Origin of the sequence: Lacticaseibacillus manihotivorans DSM 13343 = JCM 12514 (genome assembly GCF_001435035.1) — a bacterium.
Lineage (GTDB): Bacteria > Bacillota > Bacilli > Lactobacillales > Lactobacillaceae > Lacticaseibacillus > Lacticaseibacillus manihotivorans.
This window is the reverse complement of record NZ_AZEU01000098.1, coordinates 1-15,711: the sequence shown is the minus strand read 5'-3', so window position 1 is coordinate 15,711 and position 15,711 is coordinate 1. Positions and strand designations below refer to the sequence as shown.

Here is a 15,711-nt window from a genome sequence, read left to right as displayed (position 1 = left end):
CTTGAATATTTCCCGGGCAATATTTCACGTGTCATCTTTACGCTAAGCCAAAAGCGCGAATCAGCGCCATAGCAACGATGCCAACGACGACGACCACCAATAAACTCTTGGAAATTACCCCGGCAATAATCGCGGGAATGCTGGCAAGCAGATTCTCAGTATTCACACTTGGCCATTGTCCTTGATGATAAACCAAGAGGCTTTCAACAAAAATGGCCGCCAGGATCGCGACTGGGACAAAACTGAGAAACTGCAACAACCATTTCGGTAAGGTCGTGGCTTTCACTAACGCAAATGGCACCACGCGAATCAGCCAAGTGACTAGGCCACACAATAAAATCGTGATCAGGACTTTACTCATGGTGTTCCACCGCCATTCCAAACAAGCACCCTAAAATCGTCGCGACTAAAATGGCGGTTGACCCTGGCATAAACCGCATTAACACCACCATCATTACCGCAACAAAGCCAGCAACCGTTAAATGCCGCAATAATGGCTTGGAGCGATCCGTGATCATTTGCAGATATAACAGCCCGATAAACATCGCCACCACCGCAAAGTCTAGTCCAAAAGCTTTGGCATCTGGGATCAAACTGCCGATCAAGGCCCCGATCACTGTTGCGATGGCCCAAACCAGATAAGCCACGACATTGGCCGCATGAAACCAAGCTGGCCGTAATTTACGATCCGTGAGATTGAGTTTATTCATCGATAACGCAAACGTTTCGTCGGTCAATAATGTCCCGATGGCAATATTTTGCCCCATGGATTCTTCTTGCAAGTATGGCGCCACCGTCATACTCATCAAGCTCATGCGGGCATTGATCAATAGCGTCGACACCACAATGGCCCCGATCGGACTGCCCGTCAGCAACATGCTAGTGATCACAAATTGCGCGCTGCCGGCATAGACGATCAAGGACATCAATAAAACCAACCATACGGATAAGTGGCTGGTGTGCGCCACGATCCCAAAGGCTAAGCCCACGCCAATATAGCCGAACACTGTCGGCATGACGTCTTTGATCCCGGCTTTAAAGTCTAATTGCGCATCCATCCGCTCACCTCGTTTTTAATATGAGAACTTAATTAGATTTTACCTGTTTATTTTTCATAATCAACCCCACCCCCACAAACACCGGCAATTTTCCTAAACGTATGCTTTCCGACAACGCCAGTGTGGGTTTAATCTTTCAGAAGCTATGTCAATTGCCTAACGGCACGAAAATCGGTGGGTTCCAGTGCCTTGGCGACACTCCGGAAAACTGGACAAGTTGCCGGTGCGGCCGGTTGCAGCTCTCGAACAAAAACCGTTCGAGGAGCTTTCGCCTAAAAATTAAGCCAAGAAAATCGCTTGTCTTGATTTTTGCCGGTAGAATCTGCGTGAACCGCCACAGCCCGGCGTTTCACTTGATTCTACTACCACAGGCAATTGTCCAGTTTTCCTCTGTTCTGCCAAGGCACTGGAACCCACCGATTTTCTTTGTTGATATTGCTAGCACACGGACTAGGGACGCTCATGTCGCTCAATCATTTATCATATTGATGATCGTATCAACGTTGACGTTACGTGTTTCATAGCCATCAGGCGCAGTGGAAGTAATTTGAAATTGGGATGGAGGCTGGCGGAGGACCTTCACGATGTATCAACGAACCAGCTGGAGTCCCGATTTCAAATCGTTGGGACAAAAAAACTGAGATCCGCGAAGATCTCAGTTTTGAATTATGCCGCAAGCTTTGGGAGAGCTGGTTTGGCAAAATAATAACCTTGGAAATAATGAATGCCAAGCGTCTTGGCAAATTCAACATCGGCTTGATCTTCCACGCCTTCCAAAATGATCCGCAGATGACCTTTGTTGGCGATATCTGCCCAAAAGCGGATCCGCTCTTGAATCCGTTCTGGGGATTCGGTTTTGCGCAGATTTTGAATCGCAAACTTTACGCCGTCAACATATGGAATCAATTGTTGGACCAGTTCAAATGAGTTATCTGAACCGACGTCATCGATATGGATCCGAATGCCAGCCGCCCGGTAAATCGCCGAAATATTCCGAGTCGTCGCAAGATCTGGAACATCGACGATTTCAACTGTCAAGCCAGTTGGCCCATCTTGACTTTGCAAGCAGGCGATCAACGCATAAGCCGTTTGGGGATCAGCGAATTGCGCTAAGGTCAAATTGATCGCCACATTTTTGCAACTGGCTTTAGCAACAGCTTGATAAATCAATTCAACTTGTAGATCAATGGCAAGGTCAAAGGAGTTCGGTAACATCCAACGGGCTTGCGCCACATCGTAAGTTCGCAACAATAACTCATTACCCCAAATTTGAATGGTTTCGCGTTGCGCATCCATGATTGGCTGCGCATAAAACGCATAAGTTGGCGCGATACTTGGCGTGTCATCGCCGGCTACTGGCGCGCCATCGATGGTGATGGTATCCCGCCCCCGCTGTTTGGAAGCATAGAGATTATCATCAGCGCGCTTATATAAATCATCCACCACGCCATCACCTGCTTGCAAACCACTCACACCGATAGAGGCCGTCACTGGAATCGCGACGCCTTCATAACTGAATTGGCCGTCATGAATAGCTTGCCAGCACTCGCGAATCACCGGTAACAACTGATCCGGTGAGGCATCAGGAAAGGCAATGTTAAATTCTTCGCCGCCGATCCGATAAAAATGCTCATGGAGATCATGTTTTCTAAACACGCCAAGCAAGGTTTCTGCTGTTTGAATCAACACTGTGTTGCCAGCCAAGTGGCCAAAATCCTGATTGATTTTACGTAAGCGGTCGATATCTAACGCCATCAAGGTTAACGGTTCATTGTTGGCTTGCGCATGTTCAAAAAGCGCTGTGATATCGGCTTGATTATGTGTGTACGTTTTCTCATTGGTCAAATTATCATAAGCGGCCAGGGCTTTGAGTTTCTTCTGGGACTGGAATTGTTGCCATTGCCAGTTCCAATAAAAACTGGTAAAAGCCCCCATCACCAAGAACATGCCAACCGCCTGAGTCGCTAAACGACCATCCACGCGCAACCCCATCGCTAACGGCGGCACCGTGTACCAATAAGCGACGGCCACAAAAGCTGACACGGCCATTAACGTCCGAGCCCGATAACGGATCTTATCTTTGCCTAAACGCATCAACACCAAGATCACGACCATCGCCGCCATCGCCAAAAAGCTCCAAGACGACTGGCCGCTAGCGTGATGTAAAAGCCAGATTCCAGCAAGACCAAGGCAGCGAACGAGATATTCGATCAAGGTCATTTGCTCGTCAAACAATGGCACGACCAACGCGAACAAGCCGATGTTGGCAAACAGCATACTATCCATAAACCCAGCGTAACCGCCGTAAGCCATCAATGCCCCAACAGCCAATGGCATCAACGTCAACAACCAGCGAAAAGCAGTTTTATATGGACCATCACCAAATGCACGCCGCCACAGATATAAATCAAAGCCGATAAAGCCAGCCGCAAAAAATGTCGCTGCCACAGTTTGAACCAGCCACATTCCCGTTGATAAATTTCCAAAATTAAAGTTCAAGCCGCTCTCCCCTCCGGCTGTTTAATATTTGACTTCATTTTCTCACAAATAATTTCCAGTGAACAGGTGATTTAAGCAGATTCTTTCAAAAATAACACGTTCCGCACGACCTGTTTTCACAACGCTTCACGCAAGCTGCGTGTTAAGATAATACTATTAATTATTGGAGGCATTTTCGTGAGTTATAAAGCTGTGGCATTATTTGATTTAGATAAAACCTTATTGAACCCAGAAAAACAGATCCCGCCAGAAAACCTTGCCGCTTTAAAGGCCTTAAAAGACAATCACGTGTTAACCGTGCTGTCCACCGGCCGCAATTATTATGAACTCGCCGATTGGATGCGCTTAGGACAGATTCCGAGTGCCATCGCCGCTAATGGCGCTGATGTGTATCACAACGGGCAGCACTTATTTGAAAGTCCAGTCGGCTTACCGCAACTGCAACGCTTGACCCAACAAGCCAAAGCCGATGGCCTGGCCCTCGCTTATTATAACGGCCGCCGCTCCGCGCTTTCACAAAACACCCCAGAAACTGAGGCGAATTATCAATGGGTGCGCCAAACCCCACCGCCAGTCGATGCAAATTTCTTCGATCATGATGATGTCTGCATGTTATTGATCTTTTTAGCCCACAATGCCCAAGGCGACAAAATGGGCGACTGGTATCGCCAAGCCTTTCCAGAATTACAATTTTATCGCAATGGCGAAAGCACCTTGGATATCGTCAATGCCAACCAATCCAAAGCTAGTGGTTTGGAAATTCTGATGAAGCAACCAGAACTGGCCGGTTTACCGACTTACGCATTTGGGGATGGCAATAACGATATTGAGATCTTAAAAGCCGCTACCGTGGGCGTGGCAATGGGCAACGCCTTACCACAAGTCGCCGCGATTGCTGATTATCAAACCGACGACTACCTGCACGGCGGGATCCCTAAAGCGTTGAAACATTTTGGACTGATTTAATTAAATAACATTATTCATCTCTTCAAGCCGATGCTTTCGGGGTTATCAGCAAATACAATAATTTGACGAATCAAACGTTTGTTCGTATACTGATAAAGGACGTTTGGTGTACCGTTTGTGAAGCAAACAGTCGTCGACTAAATCCCGAAAAAATAATTTTTTATCTATCCAAGGTTGTCACTATCGGTATTAACCCTGTTACAACAGCCTGTACTAGCAAATTAGCCCTTGACAAGCACAGCCGCCAGCTCATCGCTTGTGCGCTTTTGTGAACCTTTTTTCACAAGCTTTTCAAAATTGGCGTTTGGCTAAATTCTGCTATACTGGAATCAACTTGTTGCCACAGTGGTTGACTGTCGCACTTGGATTAGATAACTTGGAGGCCTTGAAGTGATCGATCAATCTACCCTTAAGCCCATTGTGTGGCTGAATGATAACTGTTATATTACCTTAGTTCCTGACGCCGCGTATAACTTAGAAGTTTGGGAACGCGACGCCAACGATCACGACCAACGCCTCGGTCGCATGGACTACAAGTTCCACCGCGATACTTTTGCTGGCTTCATCTATCGTTTGTTGCCAAAAATCGATTTACTGCAGATCCACGCGATTCAAAAGCGCCTCAATCCCTATTTTGATTTGGAAGTGTAATGATGGATGCTTTAGTGATTAAATTATTGATCATGGTGATCGCTGCTTTAATCACCACGATCACGCTTTTGGTCCTCGAATACCGCACCAAACAAGGCACAACGCTGTCTTACAGTTTAAAAGGTGCCGTCGGGATCGTCTTAGTCGGCGTTTTGATCAGTCTGCTGACGGTTCGCTAACTACAAAAAGCCGCAATCGCGGCTTTTTGTTTGCCCTTATTTACTTCCGGCACGAAAAGAGGTGGACTCCAGCGCCTTGGCGACACTACAGAAAACTGGACAAGTTGCCGGTGCGGCCGGCTCCAGCTCTCGAACAAAGACCGTTCGAGGAGCTTGCACCTAGATTTAGAACCAAAGAAAACCGCTTTGTTTCTAAATCTACCGGTAAAATCTGCGTGAACCGCCACAACCCGGCGTTTCACTTGATTTCACTACCACGGGCAATTGTCCAGTTTTCCTTCGTTCTGCCAAGGCGCTTCCGCCCGCATATTTTCTCCGTTGATACTACTAGCTTACGATTCAAACATACCTACGTTTTGACGTTACGGATTATGCTGAATATGCTGAATGTTGGATCAGCGTTGCCATTGTACGTTTCGTAGCCATCAGGTGCCAGTGGTCTAACGTAGTGGAGATGATTTGATGTGGTTCCGTGAAAGTAATATTGTCGTGAGACACTGGGCTTGTGGCTCGCGAGCAATATCACCGGTAAATTTTGAGACAAGAAAATCACTTGTCTCAAAATTTAGGGGAAAGAACATCGGTGTACTTTGCCGATTTCTGAAGCCGGCCGCACGGAACCACCTCAAATCATCGAAACGAAGTTAGACTGCTGGCGCCAGACGACAAAAAACCGCCGAGTCTCAAGGGACTCGACGGTTTTCATTAGGCGTGGACTTTAGCGATTTTACCTTGTTCGATGTAGACGGACAAAATGGCTGCATCGGCTGGGTTGACGCCGGAGATGCGGCTTGCTTGCGCTAAGGTCTCTGGTTGGATCTTCGTGAGCTTTTGGCGGGCTTCCGTGGCTAAACCGCTGATGGCTTCATAGTCGATGTTAGCTGGGATCTTTTTGGCTTCCATGCGCTTGAGTTTGGCAATGCTTTGCATTTCCTTATCGATGTAGCCGGCGTACTTGATCTGCACTTCAACTTCTTCAGCGACATAGCGATCAACTGGGGTTTCCGCCGGAATGATCGTCATCAAATCAGCGTAAGTCACTTCTGGACGCTTTAAGAAGTCACTGGCTAGGACACCATCTTTTAAAGCTGGCATATGATGTGCTTCAAGGAAGTCAGCAACGTCTTTAGGCTTTAAGCGGGTGTTTTCCAAGCGCGCTTTTTCCGCCACGATAGCGGCTTTCTTGGCGGTGAATTGGGCATAGCGAGCATCTGGGATCAAGCCGAGTTGCCGACCCATATCCGTCAACCGCAAATCGGCGTTATCGTGACGCAAGATCAAACGATATTCCGCACGCGATGTCAACAAGCGGTAAGGTTCGTTGGTGCCTTTAGTGACCAAGTCATCGATCATCACACCAATGTAGGCATCAGAGCGCTTCAAAGTGAAGCCTGGCTTGTTTTGTGCACGCAAACCAGCGTTGATCCCGGCAATCAAGCCTTGACCAGCGGCTTCTTCATAGCCGGAAGTCCCGTTCATTTGACCGGCAGTGAACAGATTCTTCACGACTTTAGTTTCCAGCGTTGCGGTTAATTGCCATGGTTCGATGATATCGTATTCAATGGCGTAACCTGGACGCATCAATTCCGCATGTTCGAGGCCCGCAACGGAGTGGAGCATTTTGAGTTGGACTTCTTCGGGCATGGACGTTGAAAAGTCGCCGACATAATATTCATCCGTGTCGCGGCCTTCTGGTTCCAAGAACAATTGGTGGCGCGGCTTATCAGCAAAACGCACCACTTTATCTTCAATGGATGGGCAATAACGGGGGCCGACGCCTTTGATCACACCAGAAAACATTGGCGCGCGGTCGAGGTTTTGGCGAATGATGTCATGCGTGGTGCCGTTGGTGTAAGTCATCCAGCAAGACAATTGATCCTTTAAATACATAGAATCCGGCGTCATAAAGCTGAAGTGATGCGGGGTGGTGTCGCCTGGTTGCTCTTCGGTTTTGGAAAAATCGATCGAATTGCCGACCACACGAGGAGGCGTCCCAGTCTTAAAGCGGCGCAGCTTAAAGCCGTTGTCTTCCAAGCTTTCAGATAACTTGATGCTTGGCAAGGAGTTGTTGGGACCAGAGGAATACATCAATTCGCCGATGATGATCTTCCCACGGCTGGAAGTGCCGGCAGTCAACACGACACTTTTGGCGCGATATTGGGCACCAGTAGCGGCAACGACCCCGACACAAACACCATCTTCAACCAACAAGCGTTCGACTAAGCCTTGGCGCAAGTCCAAGTTCGGTTCGGCTTCAATGGTAGCTTTCATGCTGCGATGATAAGCGGCTTTGTCAGCTTGCGCCCGCAAAGCACGGACCGCTGGGCCTTTACCGGTGTTAAGCATCCGCATTTGGATGTACGTTTTATCAATGTTGTGACCCATTTCGCCACCAAGGGCGTCGATTTCGCGCACCACGATGCCTTTGGCTGGGCCGCCGACACTCGGGTTACATGGCATGAAGGCCAACATTTCCAAGCTGATAGTGATCAATAACGTGTGGTTACCCATGCGTGCTGAAGCTAAGGCTGCTTCACAACCGGCATGCCCGGCACCGACAACGACAACGTCATAGTCTGCTGCTGCATATTCACGAACTTCTGGCATAACGACTCCTTTTACTTCCCTAAACAAAATTGTGAGAATAACTGCGTGATCAATTCATCAGGTGCGGCATCCCCAGTGATTTCACCGAGTTTGTCCCAAGCGGCAGTCATATCGATTTGCACCAAATCAATTGGCATCCCTGCTTGAATGCCATCTAAGACGGCTTGTAAGCTGACTTTAGCTTGGCGCAATAAGCCGATTTGGCGACTGTTGGACACCATCAAAGTGGTTTGCGAGTTTTCGATTCCATCATTAAACAGATCCGCGATTTTGGTATCTAATGCCGCCACCCCAGCGCCGGTTGTGATCGAGGTACGCACGATTTGGCTGGCATCGACGCGATCCCCTAATTCCATGCGCACTGGCAGATCTTGTTTGTTCAATACCACAATGCGCTGTTTATCCGCAGTGGCATCGAGTAATTCAAGATCTTCTGGCGTCAATGGTTGGGAGGCATCCAACACCAATAAAATGAGGTCAGCTTGGGTGATGGCTTTGCGCGAACGGGCGACGCCGATTTTTTCGACTTTGTCTTCGGTATCGCGGATCCCAGCCGTGTCGATCAATTTCAACGGCACGCCGCGCACATTGACATACTCTTCCAACACGTCGCGTGTGGTTCCAGCTACGTCAGTGACGATAGCTTTGTCCTCATGCAGCATGTGGTTCAACAAGCTGGACTTGCCGACATTGGGCCGCCCAACAATGGCAGTCGCCAAACCTTCGCGCAAGACCTTGCCTTGGCTAGCCGTTTGCAAGAGTTCATCGACTTTGGCCAACACCATTTCGGCTTTTTCTTTGAGCATTTGGGTGGTCATTTGATCGGTATCGTATTCGGGATAGTCGATGTTGACTTCCACTTGCGCCAACACTTCCAAAATCTCTTGGCGCAAATTGGTGATCAAGCGGCGCAAGTCCCCGTCGAGTTGATCGACAGCCACTTGCATCGCGCGATCGGTTTTGGCACGGATCAAGTCCATGACGGATTCGGCTTGCGTCAAATCGACGCGACCGTTTAAAAAGGCGCGCTTGGTGAATTCACCAGGTTCAGCTAACCGTGCACCTTGGCCGAGTAACAATTGCAAAATGCGATTCGTCGGCACGATCCCACCATGGCAGTTGATTTCAACCATATCTTCGCGAGTATAGGTTTTTGGCGCACGCAGCACACTGACCATCACTTCATCGACGACTTGACCGTCATCTGGATCTAAAATGTGGCCATAATTGATGGTATGGCTGGCAACTTTAGTTAAGTCTTTGCCTTTAAATAGCGTTTCGGCAGTTTGGACAGCATTTTCGCCGCTTAAGCGCACAATGCTGATGGCCCCTTCACCAGGCGGAGTGGAAATTGCCGCAATGGTGTCATACTCTGTGATCGTCGTTGCCAATGTTATGCTTCCTTTCAAACAAAAAAGTGCACCATCCAACTTGCCGACACCAAAAAGGGTCGCACAAGTTGGACAAAGCACTTTGACTACTTCATCGATTAATTTGAACTCATTGTATACAAAAAGTCAGTGTTTGGCAAGTTTAGTGCCGTGCTGGCGTGATCACGACATAGCGCCTTGGATCCACACCTTCAGAATGCGTAGCGACATAGGCGTTATCCGCTAACTCTGAATGAATCGCTTTGCGTTCGAAGGCTGGCATTGGATCTAAGTAAACCGCCGCACCAGTAGCGATCACATCCCGCGCAGTTTTTTGCGCTAAGCGTGTCACTGCGGCTTCACGACGTTCTCGATAATCGCCGACGTTGACCATGATGGTCCATTTGGCTTTACCGTATCGGTTGAATTCGGTTTGCGCCAAATATTGGATCGCATTGATGATCTTGCCGTGTTTACCGATCAATTGGGCTTCTTTATCCGTTGACACTGCAAACCAAACCTTATCGCCTTTGCGCTCACTATCGATGGTGGCAGTGATGCCGAGTTGGCGAATAATATCTTCTAAATAACTTTGCACCAAGGCGATGGCAGTTTGATCATCACGTTGCCGCTTAGGACTGGTCGCATGCGGTAAATGTACGTGATGTTCGGCTTTCGGCTTTGGTGCCGGTTTTGGCTCTGGTGCGATCACTAACGGCTTTAAATTGACGATGGCCGCTTTTTTGCCTAAGCCGAACAACCCTTTTTTGCCTTCTTGGATCACATCAACACTGACGGCGTCGCGCGCTACCCCTAAACTTTGTAAGCCTTGATCGATCGCCTTTTGAATGGTTGTGCCTTGAAAAGTCGGCATAATTTCCTCCGAGATTGAAATTCTAATGACTAACGCTATTTGGCCACAATCTGGGTCAAACGACAAAACGAGGCCGAGACTTAAAAGCAGGTCTGGCCTCGCGTCAATGAGCTATGAGCGTTTGCGCAAGGCGTTTTTGATCGCTTTGCGTTTGGCTTTTTCTTTGTCTTTGGCCGCTTGCGCCTTGGCTTCACGCTGGCGACGCAACTTGAATGGATTTTGAATCAAGAAAGTTTGGGCCAAGGAGAAGGCGTTGGTGACCACCCAGTAAATCGCTAAGGCACTTGGAAATTGGAACGCCATGAATAAAATCATTAATGGCGAAATGGCAACCATCGCCCAAGACATCGTGGTGCGTTGCGGTTGGGCTAACGTCGATACCAAGCTGGTCAGCAAGGTGAAAATCGCGGCCAAAATCGGCATGATGAAATACGGATCAGGTTGCGCCAAGTTGACCCACAAGAAATGCCCAGTCTTTAAGGCATCAGTCCGGTAGATGGCTTGATACAAAGCAAACAGGAATGGCATTTGAATCGCTAATGGCAAGCAGCCCATGATTGGGTTGATACCTTCTTCAGCGTACAACTTTTGCGTTTCTTGTTGTAGTTTGCGTTGGGTCTCGGTGTCTTTGGACTTATATTTTTGTTGAAGTTGTTTGAGTTGCGGCGCAATTTCTTGTTGCTTACCCATAGACTTCAAGGAAATATAACTCAATGGGAAAATGATGATCCGGATCAACAAGGTGAAGATGATGATCCCGACCCCGGCATTGCCGCCAAAGAACTTCGCTAACCATAAAATGAATTGGCCGGCGTTGTAAATGACGTAACGATCCCAAAAGCCAGTACTATTGGCGGTGACAGTGGACGTGCCACACGCCGTCAATACCACAGCCATTGCGAACAAGGCAAAGACTGCCCCCAGCCGCTTAACGGTTTTCTTACTCACGTGAATCCCTCTTTCGTCAACGTGTCACGCAATGATGCGTGCGACTAGATGATGTCAACGTCGTCAGCAAGCACACCGGCCAACGTCAACACGTGGATCAAGTTTTTCTTGGTTTCTGCCATATCAAGCTTGGCAGCCCCACGGCGAGCGATCACCAAAAAATCCGCTTGCGGATCAATTTCTGGTTTTAATTCCAGTAAGCTTTGGCGCACATAGCGTTTGATCCGGTTGCGACCAACAGCAAAATGCGCGACTTTTTTCCCCACTGAAATGCCCACCCGAAAATGTGGTTGATCTCGTTGCAGGTGGTAGATCACGAAATTACGGTTAGCCACCGACTGCCCGTGATCAAACACATCTTGAAATTCAGCTTCTTTTTTGATGCGATACGACTTACGCACGAAATCTCCCTCACAATCTGTCCTTAAGTATACAAGATGCGACGATTTGACGCATTAGTTTCTTAGTATTTCCTATGTAATATGATTAATTGTCGCCTGAGTTGGTCATGCCGGGACTCCGAATGCTCGGTAATCACATCATGAGGGTCCTCAGCGGAGCTAACTTGATGGCTCGCGATGCTCCCCATCAAGTGGATCTCCACTTGCGGTTTCATCTAGGCGATAAATCGCCAAGATGAATATCACGATGTGATTGCCGGCATTCTCCGTCCCTACACTGACACCACATGGTTAATTGTTCACTGTGCTAATCGTTAATCGATGCGCACATGACGCGACTTGAGCATCACCCTCAACTGACGGAGCGCTGGGAGCTGGTACTGCTGAACGTGGCAGAAATGTGAATGCAGACCGCATTTTGGCTGCATTCACATTTCAGGCAACTTTCAAGACGCGGTTTTCGGCTTGAAAGTTAGGCGGAAGAACATCGGCGGTTTGTGCCGATTTCTGCAGCCGGCCGGTCACGTGATGCAGTGCCAGCGCCTAGCGCGGAGTCAATTGAGGGTGATCGTCTCAGTCAACGAATTTGCAAAAAAAAAACCACTGACGCGGTCAGTGGAGTTTTTAGGCAGATAATACTTTACGTCCCTTAGCGCGACGACGAGCTAAAACTTTACGGCCGTTCTTCGTGCTCATACGCTTCATGAAGCCATGGACGCGTTCGCGATGACGCTTCTTTGGTTGAAATGTCCGTTTGGTGGTCATGGTAGCACCTCCTATTTAGAATACTATTTTCAGTAACGTTGTTTACTTATCAAACATTATCCCATTATACGGATGACTAGTAGTCACGTCAAGCATTTGGTGTTATAATCCGGCAATTTTCTTTTCCACAGAAAACTGAAAATTGCGGAAAACCTGTGCATAAGTTGTTTAAAGGCGATTTTTGACTTTAGCGCTAATCCACAGTTTACGCGCAACTTGTCCGCAATTCCACATCCCTGTTTAGAAGTTTTCCACAGGCTGTTTTTAACTTGTTTATAACTTGTGAAACACGCATTCTAATAGGCTTGTTTATTTTCTGAATTTGTGGACAACTAACCAAAATCCGACCATGTTCACGAGTTGCTCACGCCCTTGTGGAAAAGTTTTTAACATGATTGTGGGGAAGGTTTTCCTCAAGTTGCGAATTGTGTGGAAAACTACTTTGCTTGTGGAAAACTTATTGATAAAATGCTAAACTTAGTGTCGCGATGCTTTGCACTTTTTTGTCATGGATATTTATACATTTTGCAAAGTAAACGCCGCGCGTACGGCTTTTGTACGTGAAAGGAGGGTTTAGGGTGCCAACAATCGAAGAACTGTGGGCGTATTTACAAGATAAATTCCGCGCAAGTTTGACTGCGACCGGGTATAGTACTTGGATCAAAGATGCCAAACCTGTACGCCTGACAGGCAATACATTAACCATCGGCGTCCCTTCGGAATTACACAAAAACTATTGGGAGAAGCGCTTGGTCACCAAAGTCGTAGAGTGGGCTTTTGCCTACAACAACTTGGAGATCAATCCGGTCATCGAGATCACCGGTTCCTTACCTGATGAAGTCATCGGGTTAGGCAGTGTTGAGCCTGAACCGGAAGTCAAAAAAGTGGTGCCGACTTATAAGGAAACCACGCATCTCAATCCGAAGTATACGTTTGAAACCTTTGTCACTGGCAAAGGCAACCAAATGGCGCATGCCGCAGCCTTAGTGGTTTCAGAAGAACCAGGGATGCTGTACAATCCGCTGTTTCTTTATGGTGGCGTCGGTTTGGGCAAAACGCACTTAATGGAAGCCATCGGCCATCAGTTAGTGGAATATAAACCGAATGCCAATGTGAAATACGTGACCTCAGAAGCGTTTGCCAATGACTTCATCAACTCGATTCAAACCAAAAAACAAGAACAATTCCGGCAAGAATACCGCAATGTCGACTTACTACTGGTCGACGACATTCAATTTTTTGGTGAAAAAGAAGCCACGCAAGAAGAATTCTTCCATACGTTCAACGCTTTATATGAAAACAAAAAACAAATCGTCTTGACTTCAGACCGCTTGCCAAGCGAAATCCCCAAGTTACAAGAACGCTTGGTGTCTCGATTTGCTTGGGGGTTGTCCGTTGACATCACGCCGCCAGACTTGGAAACGCGAATCGCGATTTTGCGCAACAAAGCCGACGCTGAACATTTGGTGATCCCAGATGATACGCTGTCTTATATCGCTGGGCAAATCGACTCCAACGTGCGCGAACTCGAAGGCGCGTTGGTGCGCGTGCAAGCCTATGCCACAATGAATCATTCGGATATTTCCACCAGTTTAGCCGCCGACGCTTTAAAGAGTTTGAAGTTATCCGATAAAGACGCAGCCTTGACCATCGGCCAGATTCAACAAGTCGTTGCCAAATACTACAGCGTCACGGTTTCTGAGCTCAAAGGGAAAAAGCGCGTCAAACAAATCGTCATGCCGCGCCAAATTGCCATGTATTTATCCCGCGAAATGACGGATTCATCCTTACCAAAAATCGGCGCAGAGTTCGGTGGTAAAGACCACACCACAGTGATCCATGCCCATGAAAAAATCGCTGAACAAATGGGCTTGGATGAACAACTTAAAACGGAGATCATCGAACTCAAAAACCGTCTGAAAAATCGCGGCTGATTTTGGCCATGTGGACAACTTGCAAAAACCAGCCGACTTATCCGTTTAACTTATCCACAAGGGGATAACGTGATAACAGGTTGTTTCGCAAAGTTTTCCACAGCATCCCCAAGGCCTACTACTATTACTTAAAAGCTTTTATTCTATTTACACTGCACCTATAGGAGAACTGTCATGAAATTCACCATCACGCGTGCGACTTTTATTAAAAAACTCAACGATGTTTCGCGAGCTATTTCCAGCAAAACCACGATTCCGATTCTGACGGGGTTAAAACTCGTGCTTTCTGACAATGGTCTGGTTTTAACTGGTAGTGACGCCGATATTTCCATTGAAGCGCGCATCGACGCCGATTCAGAAACCAACGACTTGCAAATCGCCTCAACGGGTAGCATTGTATTGCCAGCGCGCATCTTTAACGAAGTGGTCAAGCGCCTACCAGACGCCAAAATGACAATCGACGTGCAAGACAACTTCCAAACTGTGATCACGTCAGGGTCGAGTGAATTCACTATCAATGGCTTGGATGCCAACAACTACCCGCATTTGCCAGAAATCGTCAATCCCCAACCGTTGCAAGTGCCTGCAGATGTGTTGAAGCAGCTGATCAACCAAACTGTCATCGCGGTATCTAACCAAGAAAGCCGGCCGATTTTAACCGGGGTCCATGTGGTGATCTCTGATGGCCAATTATTAGCAGTCGCTACCGACTCACACCGCTTGGCACAACGGACCATCGAATTACCAGCTGCAGCAGATTCTCAATATGATGTGATTATTCCTGGGAAATCTTTAGTCGAACTTGGCCGGATGTTGACGGATGATATTCAAACCGTCGAAATGCGTTTTGCTGAAAACCAAGTGTTGTTTGTCGCGGGTCAAACCAACTTCTATTCACGGTTGCTGGAAGGTAACTACCCAGACACTAGCCGCTTGATTCCAACGAGCTCCACGACGCAAATCGAATTTGACGCACCAGCCTTGTTAGCCGCGACTCAACGGGCCAGCTTGCTGAGCCACGAATCCAGCAACAACGTCGTGCGCTTGAATTTAAACGCGCAAGATCAAAGTGCTGTCATCTATGGGAACTCACCTGATGTCGGGAATGTTGAAGAAGCGTTGACGTTTAACAGCTTGGCCGGGGATGATTTGGAAATTTCCTTTAACCCTGACTACATGAAAGATGCCCTGCAAGGCTTTGGCCAAACCACGATCGAAATCGACTTTACCGCGCCATTGCGGCCATTCACGTTGGTGCCGTCAGAAGATCACGAACACTTTATTCAATTGATTACGCCGGTGCGGACATTCTAATTAAAACCTTTGAAGAGGCTCAGATATCTGGGCCTCTTTTTTGGGCTCTGCGTCAACTGGTGTTGAAGGATAAATTTATCTTTTAGGAAGATCGTAAGCAGGAGATAACAGCACGGATTCCCTAATCAAATTTCCAGCGGTACAC

14 protein-coding genes are annotated in these 15,711 nt (G+C 47.8%); 5 read left to right on the top strand and 9 right to left on the bottom strand.

The genetic code is table 11. From position 1 onward, the window contains the following. Positions 1-37: 37 nt before the first annotated feature. From FD01_RS04875 to FD01_RS04865, 3 genes are all read right to left on the bottom strand, one after another. Complete coding sequence (locus FD01_RS04875; protein ID WP_054717194.1) at positions 38-361, bottom strand: AzlD domain-containing protein; 324 nt, start codon at positions 359-361, stop codon at positions 38-40. Beyond that, positions 354-1,058 carry an AzlC family ABC transporter permease gene (locus FD01_RS04870; RefSeq protein ID WP_054717192.1) on the bottom strand — a complete coding sequence of 235 codons (705 nt, stop codon included), beginning with the start codon at positions 1,056-1,058 and terminating at the stop codon, positions 354-356. The genes FD01_RS04875 and FD01_RS04870 overlap by 8 nt, the downstream gene beginning before the upstream one ends. Before the next feature lie 666 nt (positions 1,059-1,724). Next, positions 1,725-3,557, bottom strand: coding sequence for a sensor domain-containing diguanylate cyclase (locus FD01_RS04865; RefSeq protein ID WP_054717190.1), 1,833 nt, complete (start codon positions 3,555-3,557; stop codon positions 1,725-1,727). Positions 3,558-3,734: 177 nt separating this feature from the next. Here FD01_RS04865 and FD01_RS04860 point away from each other — a divergent pair, with 177 nt between their 5' ends. From FD01_RS04860 to FD01_RS15995, 3 genes are all read left to right on the top strand, one after another. Continuing rightward, positions 3,735-4,523 (top strand): Cof-type HAD-IIB family hydrolase, encoded by a 789-nt coding sequence (locus FD01_RS04860; protein WP_056962926.1) that lies wholly within the window; start codon positions 3,735-3,737, stop codon positions 4,521-4,523. 390 nt (positions 4,524-4,913) lie between these two features. Further along, entirely contained in the window at positions 4,914-5,174 is a 261-nt protein-coding gene (locus tag FD01_RS04855; RefSeq protein ID WP_056962924.1) for a hypothetical protein, read from the top strand. 2 nt (positions 5,175-5,176) lie between these two features. Then, positions 5,177-5,353, top strand: a complete 177-nt coding sequence (locus FD01_RS15995; RefSeq protein WP_235802930.1) for a hypothetical protein — start codon at positions 5,177-5,179, stop codon at positions 5,351-5,353. Between the two features lie 705 nt (positions 5,354-6,058). Here FD01_RS15995 and mnmG read toward each other — a convergent pair. The 6 genes from mnmG to rpmH form a co-directional block, all read right to left on the bottom strand. After that, the gene (gene mnmG / locus FD01_RS04850; RefSeq protein WP_056962922.1) at positions 6,059-7,960 is read right to left on the bottom strand and encodes a tRNA uridine-5-carboxymethylaminomethyl(34) synthesis enzyme MnmG; all 1,902 of its coding nucleotides are present in this window, start codon (positions 7,958-7,960) and stop codon (positions 6,059-6,061) included. Between the two features lie 11 nt (positions 7,961-7,971). Further along, entirely contained in the window at positions 7,972-9,351 is a 1,380-nt protein-coding gene (gene mnmE, locus FD01_RS04845) for a tRNA uridine-5-carboxymethylaminomethyl(34) synthesis GTPase MnmE (protein WP_056962920.1), read from the bottom strand. Positions 9,352-9,493: 142 nt separating this feature from the next. Beyond that, positions 9,494-10,204 carry an RNA-binding cell elongation regulator Jag/EloR gene (gene jag / locus FD01_RS04840; RefSeq protein ID WP_056962918.1) on the bottom strand — a complete coding sequence of 237 codons (711 nt, stop codon included), beginning with the start codon at positions 10,202-10,204 and terminating at the stop codon, positions 9,494-9,496. Positions 10,205-10,315: 111 nt separating this feature from the next. Continuing rightward, positions 10,316-11,152, bottom strand: coding sequence for a membrane protein insertase YidC (locus tag FD01_RS04835; RefSeq protein ID WP_152164590.1), 837 nt, complete (start codon positions 11,150-11,152; stop codon positions 10,316-10,318). Between the two features lie 44 nt (positions 11,153-11,196). Next, on the bottom strand, positions 11,197-11,553 hold the full coding sequence (gene rnpA, locus FD01_RS04830) for a ribonuclease P protein component (RefSeq protein WP_056962916.1): 357 nt from the start codon (positions 11,551-11,553) through the stop codon (positions 11,197-11,199). Between the two features lie 624 nt (positions 11,554-12,177). Further along, positions 12,178-12,318: a 50S ribosomal protein L34 gene (rpmH, locus tag FD01_RS04825; RefSeq protein ID WP_003568442.1), complete on the bottom strand. Its 141-nt coding sequence runs from the start codon at positions 12,316-12,318 to the stop codon at positions 12,178-12,180. 578 nt (positions 12,319-12,896) lie between these two features. On the opposite strand from rpmH, the gene dnaA reads away from it, so the two are divergent. Continuing rightward, complete coding sequence (gene dnaA, locus FD01_RS04820) at positions 12,897-14,252, top strand: chromosomal replication initiator protein DnaA (protein WP_056962915.1); 1,356 nt, start codon at positions 12,897-12,899, stop codon at positions 14,250-14,252. Between the two features lie 174 nt (positions 14,253-14,426). Further along, the gene (gene dnaN, locus FD01_RS04815) at positions 14,427-15,566 is read left to right on the top strand and encodes a DNA polymerase III subunit beta (RefSeq protein ID WP_056962913.1); all 1,140 of its coding nucleotides are present in this window, start codon (positions 14,427-14,429) and stop codon (positions 15,564-15,566) included. Positions 15,567-15,711: the final 145 nt, after the last annotated feature.